This is a genomic window from Ureibacillus sp. FSL K6-2830 (assembly GCF_038004145.1).
GTDB lineage: Bacteria > Bacillota > Bacilli > Bacillales_A > Planococcaceae > Ureibacillus > Ureibacillus thermosphaericus.
Window position 1 is genome coordinate 98,919 of sequence record NZ_JBBOQR010000001.1, and the last position, 20,961, is coordinate 119,879.

Annotated in this window: 23 protein-coding genes; 2 read left to right on the forward strand and 21 right to left on the reverse strand. The window is 35.1% G+C overall.

Annotated elements, in window-relative coordinates; all coding sequences use genetic code 11:
- Positions 1 to 19: 19 nt before the first annotated feature.
- The 12 genes from NSU17_RS00480 to NSU17_RS00535 form a co-directional block, all read right to left on the reverse strand.
- Positions 20 to 574 carry a 5' nucleotidase, NT5C type gene (locus tag NSU17_RS00480; protein WP_339288527.1) on the reverse strand — a complete coding sequence of 185 codons (555 nt, stop codon included), beginning with the start codon at positions 572 to 574 and terminating at the stop codon, positions 20 to 22.
- 15 nt (positions 575 to 589) lie between these two features.
- A complete protein-coding gene (locus tag NSU17_RS00485) occupies positions 590 to 1,669 on the reverse strand; it encodes an FAD-dependent monooxygenase (protein ID WP_340703992.1) in 1,080 nt (359 codons plus the stop codon).
- Complete coding sequence (ribD, locus tag NSU17_RS00490) at positions 1,656 to 2,771, reverse strand: bifunctional diaminohydroxyphosphoribosylaminopyrimidine deaminase/5-amino-6-(5-phosphoribosylamino)uracil reductase RibD (protein WP_340703993.1); 1,116 nt, start codon at positions 2,769 to 2,771, stop codon at positions 1,656 to 1,658. The genes NSU17_RS00485 and ribD overlap by 14 nt, the downstream gene beginning before the upstream one ends.
- Before the next feature lie 11 nt (positions 2,772 to 2,782).
- On the reverse strand, positions 2,783 to 3,481 hold the full coding sequence (locus NSU17_RS00495) for a GTP cyclohydrolase II (RefSeq protein ID WP_050988840.1): 699 nt from the start codon (positions 3,479 to 3,481) through the stop codon (positions 2,783 to 2,785).
- Between the two features lie 446 nt (positions 3,482 to 3,927).
- Entirely contained in the window at positions 3,928 to 4,668 is a 741-nt protein-coding gene (locus NSU17_RS00500) for a 3D domain-containing protein (protein WP_340703994.1), read from the reverse strand.
- A gap of 234 nt (positions 4,669 to 4,902) precedes the next feature.
- Positions 4,903 to 5,118, reverse strand: coding sequence for a hypothetical protein (locus NSU17_RS00505; RefSeq protein WP_016837806.1), 216 nt, complete (start codon positions 5,116 to 5,118; stop codon positions 4,903 to 4,905).
- Between the two features lie 184 nt (positions 5,119 to 5,302).
- Positions 5,303 to 5,944, reverse strand: coding sequence for a precorrin-2 dehydrogenase/sirohydrochlorin ferrochelatase family protein (locus tag NSU17_RS00510; RefSeq protein WP_096551025.1), 642 nt, complete (start codon positions 5,942 to 5,944; stop codon positions 5,303 to 5,305).
- 138 nt (positions 5,945 to 6,082) lie between these two features.
- Entirely contained in the window at positions 6,083 to 6,790 is a 708-nt protein-coding gene (locus NSU17_RS00515; RefSeq protein ID WP_340703995.1) for an ABC transporter ATP-binding protein, read from the reverse strand.
- A 5-nt stretch (positions 6,791 to 6,795) separates the two neighbouring features.
- The gene (locus tag NSU17_RS00520; protein WP_016837803.1) at positions 6,796 to 7,578 is read right to left on the reverse strand and encodes an ABC transporter ATP-binding protein; all 783 of its coding nucleotides are present in this window, start codon (positions 7,576 to 7,578) and stop codon (positions 6,796 to 6,798) included.
- An 11-nt stretch (positions 7,579 to 7,589) separates the two neighbouring features.
- On the reverse strand, positions 7,590 to 8,882 hold the full coding sequence (locus NSU17_RS00525; RefSeq protein ID WP_340703996.1) for a branched-chain amino acid ABC transporter permease: 1,293 nt from the start codon (positions 8,880 to 8,882) through the stop codon (positions 7,590 to 7,592).
- Positions 8,883 to 8,891: 9 nt separating this feature from the next.
- Positions 8,892 to 9,878, reverse strand: a complete 987-nt coding sequence (locus tag NSU17_RS00530) for a branched-chain amino acid ABC transporter permease (protein WP_340703997.1) — start codon at positions 9,876 to 9,878, stop codon at positions 8,892 to 8,894.
- Positions 9,879 to 10,089: 211 nt separating this feature from the next.
- Positions 10,090 to 11,295: a branched-chain amino acid ABC transporter substrate-binding protein gene (locus NSU17_RS00535; protein ID WP_340703998.1), complete on the reverse strand. Its 1,206-nt coding sequence runs from the start codon at positions 11,293 to 11,295 to the stop codon at positions 10,090 to 10,092.
- 265 nt (positions 11,296 to 11,560) lie between these two features.
- On the opposite strand from NSU17_RS00535, the gene NSU17_RS00540 reads away from it, so the two are divergent.
- On the forward strand, positions 11,561 to 11,854 hold the full coding sequence (locus tag NSU17_RS00540) for a MerR family transcriptional regulator (RefSeq protein ID WP_340703999.1): 294 nt from the start codon (positions 11,561 to 11,563) through the stop codon (positions 11,852 to 11,854).
- 460 nt (positions 11,855 to 12,314) lie between these two features.
- On the opposite strand, the gene lepB is transcribed toward NSU17_RS00540, so the two are convergent.
- Positions 12,315 to 12,869: a signal peptidase I gene (lepB, locus tag NSU17_RS00545; RefSeq protein ID WP_340704000.1), complete on the reverse strand. Its 555-nt coding sequence runs from the start codon at positions 12,867 to 12,869 to the stop codon at positions 12,315 to 12,317.
- 37 nt (positions 12,870 to 12,906) lie between these two features.
- The gene (locus NSU17_RS00550) at positions 12,907 to 13,677 is read right to left on the reverse strand and encodes an ABC transporter ATP-binding protein (protein WP_340704001.1); all 771 of its coding nucleotides are present in this window, start codon (positions 13,675 to 13,677) and stop codon (positions 12,907 to 12,909) included.
- Between the two features lie 247 nt (positions 13,678 to 13,924).
- Here NSU17_RS00550 and NSU17_RS00555 point away from each other — a divergent pair, with 247 nt between their 5' ends.
- A complete protein-coding gene (locus tag NSU17_RS00555; protein ID WP_340704002.1) occupies positions 13,925 to 14,437 on the forward strand; it encodes a methylated-DNA--[protein]-cysteine S-methyltransferase in 513 nt (170 codons plus the stop codon).
- On the opposite strand, the gene NSU17_RS00560 is transcribed toward NSU17_RS00555, so the two are convergent.
- The 7 genes from NSU17_RS00560 to cobA form a co-directional block, all read right to left on the reverse strand.
- Positions 14,417 to 15,109: a DNA alkylation repair protein gene (locus NSU17_RS00560; RefSeq protein ID WP_340704003.1), complete on the reverse strand. Its 693-nt coding sequence runs from the start codon at positions 15,107 to 15,109 to the stop codon at positions 14,417 to 14,419. The genes NSU17_RS00555 and NSU17_RS00560 overlap by 21 nt on opposite strands.
- Positions 15,110 to 15,174: 65 nt before the next feature.
- The gene (locus NSU17_RS00565) at positions 15,175 to 15,681 is read right to left on the reverse strand and encodes a DUF1648 domain-containing protein (RefSeq protein WP_340434700.1); all 507 of its coding nucleotides are present in this window, start codon (positions 15,679 to 15,681) and stop codon (positions 15,175 to 15,177) included.
- Between the two features lie 66 nt (positions 15,682 to 15,747).
- Positions 15,748 to 16,224, reverse strand: coding sequence for a chemotaxis protein CheW (locus NSU17_RS00570; RefSeq protein ID WP_340434697.1), 477 nt, complete (start codon positions 16,222 to 16,224; stop codon positions 15,748 to 15,750).
- A 10-nt stretch (positions 16,225 to 16,234) separates the two neighbouring features.
- A complete protein-coding gene (locus tag NSU17_RS00575; RefSeq protein WP_340704004.1) occupies positions 16,235 to 17,362 on the reverse strand; it encodes a M20/M25/M40 family metallo-hydrolase in 1,128 nt (375 codons plus the stop codon).
- Positions 17,363 to 18,043: 681 nt separating this feature from the next.
- Entirely contained in the window at positions 18,044 to 19,576 is a 1,533-nt protein-coding gene (locus NSU17_RS00580) for a cobyric acid synthase (RefSeq protein ID WP_340432796.1), read from the reverse strand.
- 14 nt (positions 19,577 to 19,590) lie between these two features.
- Positions 19,591 to 20,127, reverse strand: coding sequence for a cob(I)yrinic acid a,c-diamide adenosyltransferase (locus NSU17_RS00585; protein ID WP_016837790.1), 537 nt, complete (start codon positions 20,125 to 20,127; stop codon positions 19,591 to 19,593).
- A 20-nt stretch (positions 20,128 to 20,147) separates the two neighbouring features.
- Positions 20,148 to 20,927, reverse strand: a complete 780-nt coding sequence (gene cobA / locus NSU17_RS00590; protein WP_340432794.1) for a uroporphyrinogen-III C-methyltransferase — start codon at positions 20,925 to 20,927, stop codon at positions 20,148 to 20,150.
- Between the last annotated feature and the right edge of the window lie 34 nt (positions 20,928 to 20,961).

Sequence of the window (20,961 nt, forward strand, 5' to 3'; positions counted from 1 at the left end):
ATTTATGCAATGCTAATGATTATTCTAGTTTAAAGTTTTTCCAATCATATACTCTAGGGAAAGGAACATGTCCATTATAAGATTGATGCTTTACATAAACTTTTGTATTGGAATCTGTTAATGTCTCCAGTACAGCGGGTTTATCATCAAAATAAACATCCAAATTAAGCTTCTGAATGATCTCCATCTTTTCGTGATCCTTCATTCCGCAATAAAAATGTTCATCAATGACCGGAAAACCTCGATTTTTCATCCATTGTCGAGTTTTTTCACAATATGTTTTCGGTCTCGATGTGATATAAAAAATGGAATGCCCTTCTTTTTCAAGTTTACGGATAAAATCAATTGCCCCTTCAAAAACTGGACAGTCTGTAAAGTAAATTTCTTCCATTAACGAATTCCACATTACATGACCTTCATCTTCGTCTAACCCGAAAAGTTCATGAATTTCCACTCTTTTTAATTGATAAAAAAGAGCAATATCAATCTGTTTTCCTAATTTTTTATTATAAAGATGAAAAGCATGTTCTCGTAAGTTAATCAATGTATCATCTATATCAAAACCGATTTTCACTTTTCCCCTACTTTCTTAACCAATGATAATAAACTGGGTAGAAAAGTTTTTTTCCTTTTCTATTTGCAATTTTTGTAATTTTTTTACTTCTTCTTTTCTTTGTTTCTCACATTGGGATAAACGTAATTCATTTATATTTCCGGGATCAATACATTCAGATAACCGATCTGCATCTTTTAAAGCACTGTTTAATCCAAAGGCTCCAGTTGGTGTCATCGCATGACATGCATCACCTATTAACAGTATATTGTCTTTTCTCCATATTTCTGTGTGATTACTATAGACATCTAATAAGACAAAATCATCCCAAGTAGTAATATGTTTTCGAACCGATTCTTCTAATTCAGGAAATGCTTGAATCAATTTATCTATAAACAGTTGTATAGATTGTTTGCGGATTTTCGAAAAGGATCCCTGTGCAATGTTCCAGCCAATTTGCACATAACCCTTAGCTTGGGTAAATAATGATAATTGGAAACCATCTACTTCAGCCATTTTTATGGATGGTTGCCAATTGTCTGGTGCCGGTATTTTTGCCCAAAGTAAGTCATAGCCATGTTTACGTGTTATTGTTTCAATACCTGCTTTTTTTCGGACAGTGGAATATCTTCCATCAGCCCCTATAATCATCGAACTATGTATAAGGATTTCTTCCTTACCTCTTTTCCCTTTAATCCCAATGAAATGACCATTTTCATCTTTAAGTAAATCAATCACTTTTGTATTTGTCATGAGAGAAAAATTTTCGTATTTTTTTGCTTCTTCGATAATTACTGATAATAGATGTGCTTGCGGAACATGGATTCCTAAATGGCCAACTTGTTTCTCAGGTTGAATTGTTTTAAAGAGTTTTCCATTTTTCCAATATTCAATAACTTTTATTTTTAACAATCCGAGTTTTTCAATTTTTGAATACAGATTATGTTTCTTTAAAATATTTTCTCCATCTTCATTCAAATGTTCACCTCGGAATTCCCTTGCAATTTCTTTATGTTGTTCAAGAAGGGTGACAGAAATCCCCTTCTTTGCTAATAGCAGTGCAAGTAGTGAGCCACTCGGTCCAGCACCCACAATCAATATATCAGTGAATATCATGTTGATCACCTAGTTTTGGATAAGCAATTATTCGTAAATCTTCTCCAACTTTATCGAATGAGTCAATTTCTACTTTTGCCGCTAAATTCATATTATCAACATCATCACCAGCTACCGGGGTAATGGAGTGGCGCCCTCCTAATATTTTTGGTGCAATGTAAATAATATATTTATTTACAAGTCCAGCTCTGATAAACGAGGCGTTTATTTCTCCTCCACCTTCAACTAACACATCTGTTATTCCATGTTTATATAATTGTTCCAACATTTCATCTAAACAGATACCCTTTTCATTTTTAGAACAGTATATAAAATGTACATTTTTCTTTTTAAGTTCCGCTATTTTGATTGGATCCGCACCGGTAGTTGTCACAATAATTGTTTCAGCTTCGTCATTTAAAACATTTGCATCCATCGGAATTTGTAAATGACTGTCTAAAATAACTCGAATTGGGTTTTTCCCTTTTTGATTGGGCAATCGTGTCGTCAATAGCGGATTATCTTTTAAAACGGTTCCTATTCCTACTAAAATCGCATCAACTTCATTGCGTAATTTGTGAACTTCAAGGCGGGCTGCTTCACCGGAAATCCATTTTGAATGTCCAGTATGCGTTGCGATTTTCCCATCTAATGTCATGGCAAATTTTGAAATAACGAAAGGACGATTTGTCAACATATTATGAATAAATCGTTCATTCAATTTTCTCGCTTCATTTTCTAATAAGCCTACTTCTACCTCAATTCCTGCTTTTCGAATGATGTCAACACCTTTACCCGCAACGAGAGGATTTGGATCAAGTGTCGCCACTACCACTCTGCTAACACCAGACTCTTTCACTAAATTTGCACAAGGAGGGGTTTTGCCATAATGAGAACATGGCTCTAGCGTGACATATAAAGTGGCACCTTTTGCATGCTCTCCTGCCATATGAAATGCATGAACTTCTGCATGGGCTTCTCCAGCTTTACGATGTATTCCTGTTCCTACGATAACCCCATCTTTTACTATGACCGCCCCAACAACAGGATTTGGATTTGTTTTGCCCTTTGCCGTTCGCGCTAAATTTAATGCTAATTCCATGTAATCACGATCCGTTAACACAATGACCCCTCCTAAAACAATTGTTTCTCTGGTATGTGACCTGCCTTTTTAATTTTCGTTTCTAAATAATAACGATTTGTTTCAGTTAAGCCGCCCCAAAGTGGAATATGTTTATCAGCTAATAGACCATGATGTTTTAACGCTTCCAGTTTTTTAGGGTTGTTTGTAATTAAAGTTACAGGTTTATTGCGAAGAGTCTCTAATACTTTAATTGCTTCTTCATAGGACCTTGTATCATCTTCAAAACCAAGTGCATGGTTGGCTTCTACTGTATCATAACCTTCTTCTTGCAATAAGTAAGCTAATGATTTTGAAAATAATCCAATCCCACGGCCCTCATGATTCGCTAAATAAAAGATTGCACCACATCCATGTTCAACAATCATTTTCATCGATTCATGTAATTGATAACCGCAATCACACCGTTGACTTCCGAAAATATCTCCAGTATGACAAATGCTGTGCATACGAATAAGCGCTTCCTCATCATTTTCAAAATCTCCGTAAACCAATACAGATGATTGTTGAGATTCTTGCAAGTTCGCACTTAAAATATAATTTAACACTTCTTCCTTTGTTGAAATGGGTTCATCTAGCTTCAACCAAGTATACCACTGGAATGTGGCTTCAAAATTATCTTGTTTTACAGGGAGTTTTACTGGGCCAACAAGACAAATTTGCTCATTTTCTTTATATGAAATTAACTGCATTTTTTTAAGCAAAATGTCATTCTTATTTAATAGTAGATTTTTCAATATTCATCACCTAATTCAACTAAATCTATTTAAAATTCCTATTTTATTAATAGGAATTAATCTTTGCCTTTTTTAATATAGCTGAAATAGGTTTAAAAAGCAAAAGAAGTGTTTTCCATGTTACTTTTTGTATAATAATAGAAATATTATTTAGATAAAACATTTTCGTACGAACTAATTGCTATTTTACATTTTTAATTTCGGCAGATTTTTCTTTATTATAAGAAGTGCTATTTTATCATTTTTATGCAATCATTGAACATGACTTTAAGGGGACAAAAGTCGACCAATTGTTATAATTTATTTGATTGTCAATATAATAAAAAATACACTTCATTTCTTAAATAATTGAAAGTGAAGTGTATTTTTTATGAGTTATTTTTTCATGATGATATGAAAGTTTAATCTAAAATTTTAATTTTTACCTTTTTTACTCCCCACTGCATTGCTTGATCATGGGAAGGGATGAATACATCAATTTTATTTCCTTTAATGGCTCCTCCAGTATCACCAGCAATTGCATAACCGTAGCCTTCCACCCATACTTTTGTACCGAGTGGGATAATGTTAGGATCAACAGCAATTACTTTCATATGTGGATTTTCTCGTAAATTTATCCCATAAGCAGTGGTACCAGAACATCCTTCACAGTATGCAGTATATGCTGTTGCTGTAACAGTCATTTCTTTTAATGACGGTTCATCTTCTTTTATCACTTGCTGAGTAGAGGTAGGTGATGCTTTCGTTTCTCTTTTCGGCAAGTAGCCACCCGTTGTGTCAGCTACAATAGAAATCGGTTTGTATTCTTTTTTGTATTTTTCGTCATTGTAAATAATCAATTTCTTACCAGGATGAATCAATGTATTGTCTAAATCGTTCCATTCCATTAATAAATCTAATGGTACTTCATGATTTAATGCAATGCGGAACAAGTTGTCCCCTTCCTTCACAGTGTATACAGTAAATAGTGGGGCTTTCATAAAAGCAAGTTGGCGTGTAATTGCATCTTCCACCACTCCATTACCTAAAATGTTGGTGACAAAGTCGATTTCCCCTTCTTCCACTGATGTTTCTTTTGCATATGTCAATGATGTTGTAAACAATGTCAAACATAAAAGCATATATGCTGCAATTTTTTTCATACTTAGTCCTCCTTAACAAACAAACTTGCAATTCACTTTTTGTTAATACGAACTAAGTATTGTCCAAATATTTACATTTTTATTCATAATTTGATAAAAATGAAATAATACAGCTTTCAAACTAGTTGATAAAATGAGAGAAAGGGCTTGTATCAGAAAATTGCTTAGTTCAAAAAAGGTTCTGAATCGTTGTTACAAAAAATAAAATCCTCTAGAAAATCTCTAGAGGATTGTTTAATTTAGATATTCATCCGAACAGCTTGGGAACATATATATTCCTTGTATCATATGAAAATCATAATGTCTTTGTATAAATTTTTCTTGATATAAGTATTCCATTAAGGAGATTTCATGCTCATTTGCACTGCATAATACCCCTGAGACACTTAATCCATTTTTAAACGAAACACCGATGGGCTGGCCGATTAAATATTTTATTTTTTCAAACACGATTTGCCCCCTTTCTTACCTCATTGTATGCTTCTATTCAGTTAATTGGCTGTGTGGGCTATTTAAGAAATCTTTAGAGAGCAACTCATGTAAAATAAATGTTTAATCAATCAGTTCTTTCTACTATTGGTTTAGAACAACCTGAAACTTGTTCGTTAGTTTACATAATATATTTATTTCTGAATTAAAATGATTGTCCTTTTACTTGCTGCAACATTTCCTTAAATATTTCATTTCTTTTTATTATATCTCCTTCAACCGTAAGATTGTAAAATTTGGAATCCAATAATTGGGTTAAAAGTTTTTTCCTTAATGAACGATCAGCAATTTGATTTAAAACGATATGACGAGCGTAATCTAAAAATTCTATATAATCCTCAAATTTTTCATCAAATTGTTGTTCGAGATCTTTTTTAATTTTTTTTGCTAAACTAGGACTAGCACCGCCAGTAGAAATGGAGATGTTAAGTTTCCCTCTCTTTATGGTTGCTGGTGTAATAAAGTCACTATCTTTCGGATTATCTGCAAGCAACAAAAGTTGATGTTCTTTTTTATGGATTCGTATTTCATGATTTGTAGCTGAATCATTTGTTGTAGCAATAATGATATTTGCCTGTTCAATATCTATAGGTTCAAAAGTTTTTTCAATCCATTTCGCGTTATTGTGTTTCATCCATTCCTTAATTTCTGGAATAATGGTTGGACTAATTATCGTTAAGTTTGCTTCTGTTCCCTCTAATCCTATTAGTTTTTGATAAGCAACACGTCCCCCACCGATTACGACAACATTTTTATCTTTTATATTCATCATGATTGGATAATACATGATTGACCTCCTCTGTTATATAATCATTCTTTTAAATTTTGTTTATTACTATAACCTTAAATTCATTATTAAATATAAAAATACACCATTTTTCTTTATTGAAAAATGATGTATTTTTGAACTAATAACTATCTTTATTTATGCAAGATATGCTTCTTTTACCTCTTCATTTTCAGCAAGTTCTTTTCCTGTTCCCGTTAAGACAATTTCACCATTTTGAATAACGTAACCTCGGTGTGCAATGCTTAATGCCTGATATGCATTTTGTTCGACTAACAAAATTGTAATGCCCATCTCATTCAATTGAAGTATGATTTCAAATATTTGTTCAACGACAATTGGAGCAAGTCCCATAGAAGGTTCATCAAGCATTAATAAATTAGGCTGCATCATCAATGCTCGACCGATTGCAAGCATTTGTTGCTCGCCCCCACTCATTGTTCCACCCTTCTGATTTATTCGTTCTTTTAATCTTGGAAAGTAAGTAAAGACATTTTCCATACGTTCTTCGATTACTGCTTTTCCTTTTACAGAAAATGCTCCCATAAGCAAATTTTCTTTCACTGTTAAATTGGCAAAAATTCTTCTACCTTCTGGTACGTGACTAATTCCCATCAATGTTGTTTCATGGGCTTGTTTGTTTGTGATATCTTGTCCATTGTAGAGTATTGCTCCTTTTTTCACTTTTGCTAAACCACTTATTGATTTTAATGTCGTTGATTTTCCCGCACCATTGCTCCCTATTAAAGTAGCGATTTCTCCACGTTCTACTTGAAAACTTACCCCTTTTAATGCCTGAATTGCTCCGTAGTAGGTTTCAATATTGTTCACTTCCAAAACAGTCATTCCACTCACCTCTTTTCTAGTTCCAAAGCAGCTTTTCCTAAATAGGCTTCTATCACTTTTGGATTCGATCTTATTTCATCTGGATTACCTTCCGCAATTTTTTCGCCATGGTCAAGAACGACAATATGCTCAGAAATTTCCATAACTAATTTCATATCATGTTCAATTAAAATGACCGTTACATTGAATTCTTTTCCCATCCGTTGAATTACTTCGGTTAATTCCCGCGTTTCTCTTGGGTTCATTCCTGCTGCTGGTTCATCCAGTAAAAGTAATTTCGGTTTCGTTGCTAAAGCACGAGCAATTTCCAACTTTCTTTGGTTCCCATAACTTAGACTGCTCGCTTTTTCGTTTATAAATGGTTCCAGATTAAAATATTCCAAAAGTCGATAAGCTTCCACTTCCGCCTCTGACTCTTCTTTTCTTGTATTCGGTAGATTAAGAAAAATTCCTAATAGATTTCCTCTTAAATGGGTATGCATTCCAACTAATACATTTTCGATGACCGTCATTTCCCCGAAAAGACGGATATTTTGGAAGGTTCTGGAGATACCACGTTTAGCAACCTGATCTGGCTTTAATCCAACAATAGACTTGCCTTCTAGTAAAATTTCCCCTTCAGTAGGTTGATAAACTCCTGTAATCATATTAAAAAATGTCGTTTTTCCAGCACCGTTTGGACCAATTACCGCTGTAATGGAACCTTGTTTAACAGCCATTGAAATATTGGAATTGGCCGTTAATCCACCAAACTTCTTAGTTAAATTGGAAACTTCTAATATATTCATTGCTACACCCCCTAGGCTTGCACTCGATCTGTATCATTCGAACCTATATTGGATATTGCAGCTTTTTTCTGAGCTCTTTCTTTTATTTGTTCTACGTCAAACTTTTTATTCTTTGCAGGAATTAATCCCTTTGTTCGATAGATAGCAAAAATAACTAGTAGCACCCCAAAAATGAATCGTTGAAGTTTTGCAGGTGTTAATGCATCAGGAATTGTAATCACACCTTGTAAACTTAATTGATTCAGCCAATTCGTCAACTCCGTTAATACTTGCAAATTTAAAATTGTTACTAATGCTGCCCCTAAAATGGCTCCCGGAACACTACCCATTCCACCTAATACAACCATTACTAAAATCGTAAATGATTCTAGTAGTGTAAAACTTGTTGGATCTATAAATTGTTGCTTAGCTGCAAATACAACGCCCATGATACCCGAAAAAGAAGCACCTAAGGCAAAGGCGAGTAATTTTGTTTTCACTAACGGAATACCCATCGCTTGTGCAGCAATTTCGTTTTCTCTAACAGCCTTCCATGCACGACCTATTTTTGAATGTTCCAAACGATTTACTGCAAAAATCGTAAATAGTAAGATGAAGAGGACAATAAAGTAGTATTGATTTGGATAAATAATTTCCAATCCAAACAGATTTGGGGGTGTGATGGATGCAATCCCCATAGCACCGTTCGTAAAGTTAATTGGTCTATCTAAATTATTGAAAATAATTCGGATGATCTCACCAAAAGCAAGAGTAACTATAGCTAAATAATCTCCTTTTACCCGTAGCACAGGAACACCAATTAACACTCCGGCAATTGCTGCCATAATACCACCGATAATTAAAAAACCCCAGAAAGTACTACCACTTAATGGATATTCACCAAAAGGCATAAAGTTGGATGCCTGTGAAGTTGCAAAAATACTATACGAATACGCGCCAACAGCGAAGAACGCAACAAAGCCAAGATCTAATAATCCCGCCATCCCAACGACGATATTTAATCCTAATGCCATCGCTATATAAATTCCCACCATTGTTGCTACTTCCATATAAGAATGGAAGGCTGGTCCACCGCTAGACGCAAATGGTATAAGAATGAATAATAACCCTAACGCTATTATCCATTTCGTCACGACCTTTAAATTCATATAGTAGAGAATTAATAGTGAAGACAGTAATAATAAGAATGAAACAACGGATTTTTGAGAGAAGTATAATGCGGATGAAGTCACGATGATGAAAAGGGTAAACAAAGTAATTTGAACAGATTTCTTTTGCAATAACATCGATAATTTTTCTTTCATTTCCATCACCTACACTTTCTCTGTTGCTGCTTTTCCTAACAATCCCTCAGGCTTGAAGAGCAGTACTAAAATTAAAATTGCAAAAGCAAATACATCTTTATATTCTGCTCCAAAAATGCCACCTGTTAATATAGAAAGATTTGCAGAAGCAAACATTTCGATTAATCCTAATAAAAAGCCTCCAAACATCGCTCCACGAATATTTCCAATTCCACCCATTACTGCCGCTATAAAAGCTTTAATCCCTAAAATAAATCCAATGTAAGGGTCAATCGTACCGTATTGTATGGCAAAAAGCACTCCTGTTGCTCCTCCTAATGAAGAACCAATAAAGAAGGTAATGGCGATCACTTTATTTACATTGATAGACATTAGTGCTGCTGTTTCCCGATCCATTGAAACGGCACGAATCGCAGTTCCCCATTTCGTCTTATTGACAAAGAAATCTAGAGAAATCATCATACCAATGGCACAAATGAGCACTATAAAAAACGAAACTTTTAAACTTGCATCATTAATAACTGATAAAAATGATGATACTGGTATTGTAATTTGTTTGGAAAATAAAGACGGTCCTGTCACAATATAATTTCCAGTCAAGATTTCAGCAACTATTCGAACAACATCTTGAAGAATGAAAGATACACCAACAGCTGTAATTAAGGCAACTAATCGAGGGGCTCGTCTCACTGGACGATAGGCAACTCTTTCAATACCCATTCCAAGTAAACCTGTACATAGGGCTGTTATAACTAATGCAATGATTAATAATAAAAGACTCGGTATCGATGAACCAAATCCCATTCCAAGAATAATAAGAAGAACAGCTGTTCCAATATAAGCACCGGTCATAAAAATTTCACCGTGAGCAAAATTGATTAATTGTAAAATGCCATAAACCATCGTATACCCTAGTGCTACAACAGCATAAATGCTTCCGAGTGTTAAACCGTCAATTATAACTTGAGGTAAAGTTTGGAGCATCTCTTGAAACATAAAATTCCTCCAATCCGTTGTAAATTAAACTCGTGCTGTTTTATTCCCTCTCTTTTAGAAAAAAAGAGACGTCTGTAAAGCCAATTTAAGACGTCCTCCTTCGACGAGGTTAGTGACAAATTATATTGAGAACCATAGTAGCAATAATTCTTATTATTAGATAGGAAGGATGTCTAGTGTCCGGCTTTCTAGACATCCCCTTTCAGTCTGCTTATTGGCTTACTTCACCTACATACGATGCTGGATATTTTGCTTCCTCAAATTTATATAAATAAACTTTTGCATTCTTGTTGTCTCCTTTTTCATCGAAAGAAACATCTGTGATGACTCCTTGATAATCAGTTATTGCTCTTACAGCTTCTACAACTGCTTCTTTCGGAGGAAGTTTGCCGCCATTTGCTTTAATAGCATTCTCTAAACCTTGTAAAAATACGCCCATTGCATCATATCCATAAGCCGAAAATGCTTCTGCTTCTTTATTGAATTTTGCTTTATAATCATCCATGAATTTTTTTCCTTCAGGGGTTGAACTTGTATCTCCAGCAACCGATGTAATGTACACATTCTTCACTGCTTCCCCAGCAATATCAACTAAACCTGAGGAGTCCATTCCATCGCCACCCATAATTGGTACATTGATTCCTTTATCCCGTGCTTGTTTTATAATAATTCCACCTTCACTATAAATGCCTCCAAAGAAAATTAAATCAGGTTTTTTATTTAATGCTTGATTGATGACACCATTGTAGTCTTTTTCACCAACTGTAATTCCTTCATATCCAACGATTTCAGCACCTAATTTTTCCGCTTCTGCAACAAACGCATCAGCAATTCCTGTGCCATAAGCTGTTTTATCTTGAATCACGAAAATTCTTTTTGCCCCTAATTCATTAACAGCAAATTGAGCACCAGCTGGTCCTTGGAAATCATCACGGGCTACAATACGATTCACTGTTTTTAGCTCTCGATCCGTTACATCTGTCGCAGTGCTTCCGGGATTCACCATTGTTATGTTGTATTTCTCGTATATTTCTGAAGAAGGAATCGTAACCCCTGAGTTAAAGTGACCAATTACTCCATAAATTGCATCATCTGCTCCTATTAAGTTGGCATTCGATACGCCTTTTTTTGGATCTGCTTGGTCATCATAAGGTTCCAATTGCAGTGTAAAGCCCATTTCTTCAAATCGTGATGCTTCTTCTTCCAATTTCATTTGAGCACCAAGTTTAATGGCTTCACCAATGATTGCATTACCACCGGATAACGGTGTATGGGTTGCAATTTTTATAACATTGGAATTATCTCCAGTTTGTTCTGTTGTTGTTTGTTGACCGGATTGATTACTGGAACTTTGTGAACAGGCTGAAAGGATTACCAATAATAAAGAGCTGGCAAAAACAACAAGTAATTTTTTCATACATCTCCTCCTTTTGATAAATTGTTCTCTTGAAAATAAAGCTAATTTTAGTATATTTATTTACAATTTTGTGAACATCATCTTTGTAAGAACTCCTTACATACTTTTTTATTAAACTTGCAATTTTTTTACATGTCGATTAATGAGATTTCATGTAGAAACATTCACTATAAATATGATGTTAGTTTGGTATTTTTTTTCGAGTGGTTTAATAAATAGATATAGAGTTAAACATATTAGACTATCAGAAAGTGGGTAATGCTTGATGCCTCTACAAAATCATGCATATAAATATAAAAAGGTTATATCAATCGGCACTGTTAGTGAGCTTACAGGTTTGTCCCATAGACAGATACGTTATTATGAATCAAGAAAATTAATTTTCCCCGAAAGGTCAAAAACAGGTATTCGAAAATATTCCTTTCATGATGTTGAAATATTAATAGAAATTGCAAATCATTTAGAAGATGGTGTGTGGACAAATGAAATTCGAGAAGAATTAAAAAAACGTCAAAACAATCATCAAATAAAAATAGAGCAACCATATAATACCTGTTGAGACGTTTGGAATTTTTAATATACTGTATTCTTATCTTTCATTTATTGCATTTTTGCATTATCAAAATTGGAAAGTCGATGAAAAAGAGGTTGGGACAAATCTAAAAAAACATCATTTTCTCCAAGGAGAAAATGATGTTTTTTTGATATGTTATTAAAATTGATTTCCGTTCCGGGGACGCTTTCCGCGGGCCCGGCTCGAGCCTCCTCGGAGCTCATTGCTTCGCTCCTGCGGTGTCTCGAGAGGGCTCGTCGCAGGAAAGCTTTGAATTTACTTCCTTGAACTTGCTCCGCTTTGCGACTAAGCGTGCGCGACAGGAGCACTCGCCCCGTCACTTCAATCAATTTTTAGTTATATCAATTTTTTATCAAAACTCTTTCAACTGCCCCTTTAATTTTTTGATTATGTCCCAGCCTCTCACTTCTTCTTAATTATGTTTAGGATTTATTTTGCAACATGTTTATTCATATGGATTAGAAAAATATTTCATGTTTTGTAGTGGATAAATTCTCAATTTAGATTCTCCAAAAACATCCTCTATTGGTATTAAACCATAATGCCGACTATCATAACTGTTCAAACGATTATCTCCTAATACAAATATATAGCCATCTGGCACTTTCTTTTCACCCGTCAAATCTTCCAATGTAAAATTTTCAGTCATGCGAATTTGATACTCAGCATTTTGTTTTACATATGGTTCTTCAAATTCTTTTCCATTGATAATTAATACATCATCTTTCATTTCAACCGTATCTCCAGGCAAACCTATGACCCGTTTAATATAATATTCATCTTCATAAGGTGCTTTAAAAACAATGTGATCAAATCGTTGGATTTTACTTATTTTGCTAACAATAATGACATCTTCATTTTCATATGTAGGTGACATTGACGCACCATTTACAACAACGGGAGAAAAAATATATTCCCTACAGATTAAAGCAATAGTAATTCCCGAAACGAAAACAAAAAACCAAGATAGCAATTCTTTCCGAATGTTATTTCCCTTCATTTATCCTGCTCCTCGTAAACGGCTTTGAATTGTCCAATTATTTAAATGCAATCCATGTACGATTCTGCTGTTCTTGTACGGATAGATCGCGACCAAAAAATTGAGATAAGTTTTGCTCGGTTAATAGATCATTGGCTAATCCTTTTGCATATACTTCCCCATCTTTTAGCAACAAAGTATGAGAAAAACAAGGCAATATTTCTTCTACATGATGAGTGACATAGATTAATGTTGGACAATATTCCTGTCGTGCAAGATTCCCTAAAAACGCTAGAAATTCCTCTCTTGCAATAACATCTAATCCATTACAAGGTTCGTCTAATATTAATATTTTCGGATTGGCCATTAATGCTCTAGCAATTAACACCCTTTGTTTTTCACCTTGAGACAGTAGGCCATATCGGGAACTTTCCAAATATTCAATTCCTAATTGTTTCATAAGCATATGTGCGATTTCCACATCTTTTTTTTCTACCGGTTCATATAGACCGATCGATGCGAATTTTCCGCTTAGCACAATACTTAACACAGAATCAAATTCTCTTAATTGCTCTTTTAAAGAAGAACTGATAAAGCCGATTTCTTTACGCAATTCAGGAATATTTGTTTTTCCAAATTCTTGACCTAACACTTTTACTGTTCCTGAAGTAGGGTATAGATAGCCGGTGATGATATTGAGCAATGAAGTTTTACCCGCTCCGTTTAATCCAATGATGGACCAATGCTCCCCTTTATCTATATTCCAATTAATCTCTTTCAAAAGGATTTTGCCATTTCGTTTCACTGTTACATTTTCTAACTGTATCAATGTTCTTCCCCCATTTGTCCACCTTTATTAGTATTTTAATATTACAATAATTAAATATATAAAGAAAAGTAACAATATTTTTAACTATTAATTTACCCCTATAATACATCGCTATTTTGATTTATCTTTTTATTATCATATTAATTTAAATACTTTATTTTTTTCAGATGAAGAATCGGAAGAAAAAGTATGTTACAGTTTACTTAATTTAGTATTTCATTTAGGAAAACGAGAAAGGGGTTATGTTATGAAACAAAAAAGCATTTACGCATCATGCATCAACCATTCATATATGGACTTATATATTGCCGCATCGGACAAAGGTTTAGTTTTTGTAGGGGCTCAACATTCTTCTATGGAAGAATTAAAACAGTATTGCCAAAAACAATATCCACATTGTGAAGTAGTTGAAAATGATCTATTCATTTCGCCCTATTCTTCCCAATTGATTGAATATTTAGATGGTAAACGCAAACAATTTACATTACCATTTGATATTTCTGGAACTCCTTTCCAACTACAAGTGTGGAATGAATTATGTAAAATTCCATTTGGCAAAACTGCTACCTATTCTGAAGTGGCAACGAATATTGGAAATCCAAAAGCAGTCCGTGCAGTAGGAGGAGCAATTGGAAGCAATCCATTATCCATCGTCATCCCTTGCCACCGCGTCATAGGTAAAAACGGAAGTCTTACTGGTTATAGCGGTGGACTGGATGTAAAAAAACGATTATTAGATTTAGAAGGTATTCCTTATTGATCTTTTCATTTTTCGTATGCTTTCCTTCACTTCTTTGCTGATACGATGAGACTCAATTATTTTTTGTAACGCTTTATTATAAGTAAAATCATCTAAAGAATTTTTTTGTAAAAATGATGTTGTTTCTTTGGGAAACTTTAAATAGGCAGCGGATATCGCCCAAGCGACTGCCATTTTAACATAATAGCCGTCATGCTTGATGTCATCCCATATTTGAAATAATTCTTCAATATACTTTTCTTCAATAAAATAACTAAGGGACATCACGATGGCAAAACGTATTTCAAATTCATTTTTTGATTGGAAATAGGGGTTAAGAAATTTCCACACTTCATCCCGATGCTTTTTTGTAAATTTTAATCCGACACAAAAACTATCACATACAGACCAATTATCTATTTTAGGTACAAACCACTTAATCCACTTGAGCCTTTCCTCTAATGGAATGTTTACTTGCCCGATCACCATGCCTTTTAGCATAATTTCTTCAAAATATTCCTCTGTTCCATTCAATAAAAAATCTTCCCAGTCGCTTTTTGAAATTTCTTTTGCTAATGCTCTTAACTTCGGAATGCGAACCCCAAGAATATTTTCTTGATTCGGTATTAATGTTTTTTGAAACAATTGATACTTCTGTTCAGACAGTTCTAATAGTTCTTTCCGTATTTCCATCAAATCAACTCCAATATTTCAACATCAACTTTTCTTGTCATTCGGTATAGAAGTGTGGAAAATAATTATTTAATTTTGGATTGTTTATATATACCAATACCTATTGTAATAATGAGGGAAACGATAATCCCCGGAATAAACCAAATCCAAAGAAATTCGGTTTTACCTAATGCGATTTGTACAATTTGAAAATTAATCAATGCAAAAAGGATCATGCAAATATTTTTTATAATATTTAACATCTTTCGGCTATTTAAATAAAATTTTTCTGCATTTGATTCATTGATTCTTTCCGGATAATTATACATATGGGGAGCTTTTTCAAAAAGAGATGTTAACAATAAAACAAACATTCCAATGAATGGCAATATGATTAACTCATATTTTGAACCCCATCGATCTACTTCACCTTTAGCATTAAAATGTCCTGGTATTCGATCAGGAATTTGACTCCACTGAAAAATAATAAACAAATTAGACAATATAAATAAACCAATACCAACGATATCACAGATTTTCTCCATTTTTGTTTTTGGTATATGAAGAATTGGTCGATATGGCGTTTTCATCATATCATTCCACCTTATATAAAAATAAAGCTAGAAAAGGCCAATGCCTTACTCTAGCAATTCTATATTTTATGAATTCATCTCTTTTTCCTCTTTCAATAAATGATGTAAATAATCAATAATTTCCCGAATTCCTTCTAATGAATTTATCAAAACGTCTGGATTCACAATCGTAATCATTCGATTTTCTAAATTGGCCACTGCTGTAAAATATTTTGTTTTAGAATAATTTACGAGCCCCACTTGTTGAATGTCTTCATCACGAAAATCTAAAATTTCTTTCGCTTCACTCACAACTAATCCATAATTGACGACGTTCGTATTTAATACAATGATTCTCGCCAACGAATCCGTTGTTGGTTTGTTGTACAAAATAATATTAAAATCAAGGATAGGTATAAGCTCTCCACGAATTCGCGTAAAACCTACTAAATAAGTTGGCAAGTGTGGAATGGGGTTTATTTTTCCTATTTTTTCAATCGACACGACTTGATTAACAGGTATTGCGTATTCTTCATTTTCGCATCGAAAAACGATTGTTTTCATGAACATCACCTCAAATTGAACAATACTTGCAAGAACTTTTAACGATTTCTACTAATAAATCGGCTAATTTCTCCAATTCTTCAATAGGCATTCTTTCTTTTGTTGTATGAATATTTTCATAGCCTACCGATAAGTTCACTGTCGGAATTCCAAAACTTGAAATAATGTTTGCATCACTACCACCGCCTGAAACGCCAATTTGAGGTGTACGACCAATATTTCGGACAGCTTCGACTGCTATTTGCACCACTTTGTCTGATTCGTTTACTGAAAATCCAGGATACATGATTTGAACATCCACTTCTGCACGGCCGCCTAATTTTTCAGCAACTTTTTCGAAAGTCTCTTTCATATGTTTCGTTTGGTGATCTAATTTAGCCTTTTGGATGGAGCGGGCTTCTGCTAAAATTAAAACTTCATCGCAAACGATATTTGTTGCCTTTCCACCTTCAAAACGACCGATGTTTGCCGTTGTTTCATGATCGATGCGCCCCAATTTCATTTCAGCAATCGCTTTTGCAGCTAGGGTGATGGCAGAGATTCCTTTCTCTGGTTCAACTCCTGCGTGGGCAGTTTTTCCAAATATCTTCGCTTCAATTTTAGCTTGGTAAGGAGCTGCAACGACAATCCCCCCAACTTTTCCATCACTATCTACCGCATATCCATACTTGGCGAAAATCTTTTCCCGTTCCAATTCCTTAGCCCCACGAAGTCCGTTTTCTTCACCAGCAGTAATTATGAATTGAATGGTTCCATGCTCAATTGACTGTTCTTTAAGTCGACGGGCCATTTCAAATAGTGCAGCAATACCGGCTTTATCATCTGCACCTAGAATCGTTGTTCCGTCTGAATAAATATATCCATCATCCCGTATTTCAGGTTTAATTCCCTTTCCAGGAACGACTGTATCCATATGAACAGTAAAATAAATGGGTTCTATATCTTCTTTTCCATTCAATGTGGCAATAATATTCCCAGCACCATGACCATTTCGTGTATGGGCATCATCTTGATATACTGAAAAACCTAAATCCTCTAACTTCTTTATAAGTACGGGTGCAATTTTTTCTTCGTGTTTCGTTTCCGAGTCAATCTGTACTAATTCGATAAATTCATTTACTAAACGGCTGTTTCTCATCATCAAAACTCCTTTATCATACCTTTTTCATCATCATTCTACGCTTAGTTGCTTAAGATTACAAATTTCACCACTTATACTGAACAAATAAAAGAGGCTATCCAGAAATTCGAACACTTTCTGAACAGCCTTACTTCTTATAGTAATATTCTCTTAAAAATTTTGCTCCTGCGGTGGTCACATCAAACGCGCCTCCTCGTCGCAATTTATCTGCGGCGAAAGCGATAGCGACAGCCGCAATTTATTTGCGGCGAAAGCGATAGCGACAGCCGCAATTTATCTGCGGCGAAAGCGATAGTGACAGCCGCAATTTATCTGCGGCGAAAGCGATAGCGACAGCCGCAATTTATCTGCGGCGAAAGCGATAGCGACAGCCGCAATTTATCTGCGGCGAAAGCGATAGCGACAGCCGCAATTTATCTGCGGCGAAAGCGATAGCGACAGCCGCAATTTATCTGCGGCGAAAGCGATAGCGACAGCCGCAATTCATCTGCGGCGAAAGCGATAGCGACAGCCGCAATTCATCTGCGGCGAAAGCGATAGCGACAGCCGCAATTTATCTGCGGCGAAAGCGATAGCGACAGCCGCAATTTATCTGCGGCTAAGCTTGTGCGACAGCCGCAATTTATCTGCGGCTAAGCGTGTGCGACAGCCGCAAAGGGGGCGTATTGAAATGACTTTTCAGACGCCCCCTTTGACCTTCTTTTGATTTTCTAATAAAGAATAAATATATTCCATATTCAAATATTGCTGTACATGTTGTGCAAGTACGTCGTAAGCTTGTTCTCGTTGTTCTTTATCGGATATTACATCCATTGATAATTCTTTTAAACCTTTACTTTTTCTAATTTCATTAAAGTAAGCTCTTGTAAAGGAACGATTTTGGAAAATTCCATGTAAATAAGTACCAATCACTTTCCCGTGATGAAAAATAATCCCATCACAAGATCCATCATCTAATTGTAAAAATGGTTGTACATTAGAGTCTTGCGTTACTTTTGTTTGACCTAAATGAATCTCGTAACCTTTCACATCAATTTCTTTATTAAAAAGCATTGGATGAATTTTCCCTTTCGTTTGGGTCGTGCGTTTATTTTTTTCAAAAGTCGTTTGAATCGGTAATAAGCAAAGACCTGTCGTTTCTTTTATATCGCTCTCCACAAAGTCAGGGTCAAACAACTTCTCTCCTAATATTTGATAGCCACCACAAATCCCAAATACCCGCGAACCATTCATAGAGCATTGCTGAATAGCCTCAAATAACCCCGTTTCTTTCAACCACTCTAAATCTGCTGTCGTATTCTTCGTACCAGGAATTATAATACAGTCAGGATTGCCTAAATCACTTGCATGACTTACAAAACGAACGCCTACATCAGGTTCATCAAATAGCGGATCTAAATCGGTGAAATTAGAGATTCTCGGCAATTGTATACAAACAACATCAATGAGAGAATCGTTCTTTTTCGGTCTTTTTAATTTTAACGTATCAAGGGCTAATGAATCTTCGGCTTCGATTTTCAAGTCAAAATATGGGATGACGCCAATGACAGGAATACCTGTATATTCTTCAAGCCATTTTATTCCGTTTTCAAGTATTTCAATCATTCCTCTAAATTTGTTAATAATTATTCCTTTTACAAGTTTTCGTTCATCTTCATCTAGCAATGCTAGAGTGCCAACAATGGATGCAAAAACGCCTCCTCGATCTATATCCGCCACAAGGAACACATCCGCATTGAGCATTTTCGCAACACGCATGTTAGCAATATCTCGATCTTTTAAATTAATTTCAGCTGGACTTCCAGCACCTTCTGCTACAATAATATCGTAGGACTGTTCTAGTTCTCGAATGGCCTTTTCAACAATTGGTAATGCCTGCAGCACAAAGTTATCTCTATAATTTGTAGCACTCATATCCATAAAATGTTTCCCATGAACAATGACTTCTGATACCATGTCTTGTTTCGGCTTCAGTAATATCGGATTCATCTTGGTTGTTGCGATTTCTCTAGCAGCTTCCGCTTGTACACCTTGGGCACGCCCAATTTCTCCCCCATCTTTGGTGACATAGGAATTCAGCGCCATATTTTGAGACTTAAAAGGTGCTACTTTGTATCCTGCATTTGAGAAAATGCGGCAAAGTGCGGTACAAAGCACACTCTTTCCCACATCAGAAGATGTTCCTTGAATCATAATTGAATTAGCACGCAAAAACGACCTCTCCTTTAAAATTCCAAGCCTTTTACTGCTGGAATCCCTTCATTGTAATAATGTTTCGTCGGTTCAATAGTTGAAACTAAATCTGCAATATCGATTAATTCTTGTTTTGCATTACGGCCTGTAATTACAACATGCATATGTTTTGGTCGGTTTTGAATGACGTTGATCACTTCATCTAATGGAATCACATCTTCAACTGGAAACTGTGTAATGCTTAGGGCATTGTTTAATTCATCTAATACTACAACGTCTACAGTTGAATCTTGAATGGCTTGTTTTGCTATTTCCCAACCTTTTTTCAAGGCTTCACGATGTTCCTCAGGTGTTTTTGTCCAAGTAAAACCGATTCCTAATTGTTCCATTGTCACCCCTAATTTTTTTAGAGCAAGGGCTTCACCATAAGTCCGTTCTTTCGATTTAATAAATTGTAAAAAACGAACGTTCATGCCGCGGCCAATTGCACGCAAAGTAAGACCTAAAGCTGAAGTCGTTTTCCCTTTACCATTTCCAGTATATATTAATATAAGTCCTTTTTGTTTCATCGATATTTCTCCTGTTTCTTTCATTCATTTACAGTGTTTTTCAAATCATCTATATATTCTTCAAACCATTGTGCTTGTTCTCTGATACGTACCACTTCACCTACAATAATCATGGCAGGATTCCTAATCTGTGCTTTTACTGCTTGTTCATAAATTGTTTCTAATGTCCCTGTAATCGTTCTTTGCCTTGTTGTCGTACCATTTTCAATTATTGCAACTGGGGTATCAGCTTTTTTTCCATGATGCATTAATTTATGACAAATATTTCTTAAATTACCTACGCCCATATAAAATGCTATTGTATCAATTCCGGAGAGGGAGTCCCAATTTAAATTATCAGAACCTTTATCTTTACTTCCGTGTCCTGTAACTAACGCAACAGTGGATGCATATTCACGATGGGTTAACGAAATTCCCGCATATTCGGCTGCTGCAACGCTTGCAGTAACGCCGGGCACAATTTCAAATGGTATTCCTTTCTTTTTTAATACTGCCGCTTCTTCTCCTACTCTTCCAAAAATACTTGGATCTCCACCTTTTAATCTGGTTACTACTTTTCCTTCTAATGCTTTTTGTACTAGAATTTCATGAATTTCCTCTTGGATTCGCATATGTTTTCCTGGAAGTTTTCCACAATATATAAGCTCTGCATTATATGGAGCATAATCTAACAATGCTAAGTTAATAAGCCGATCATATACAATGCAGTCAGATTGTTGAATACATTCAAGACCCTTAACGGTAATTAATTTCTCATCCCCAGGTCCAGCACCTACTAAATACACTTTTCCTAACCTCATATTTTCCCTCCCGAAACATTGTTGCTTCATATTT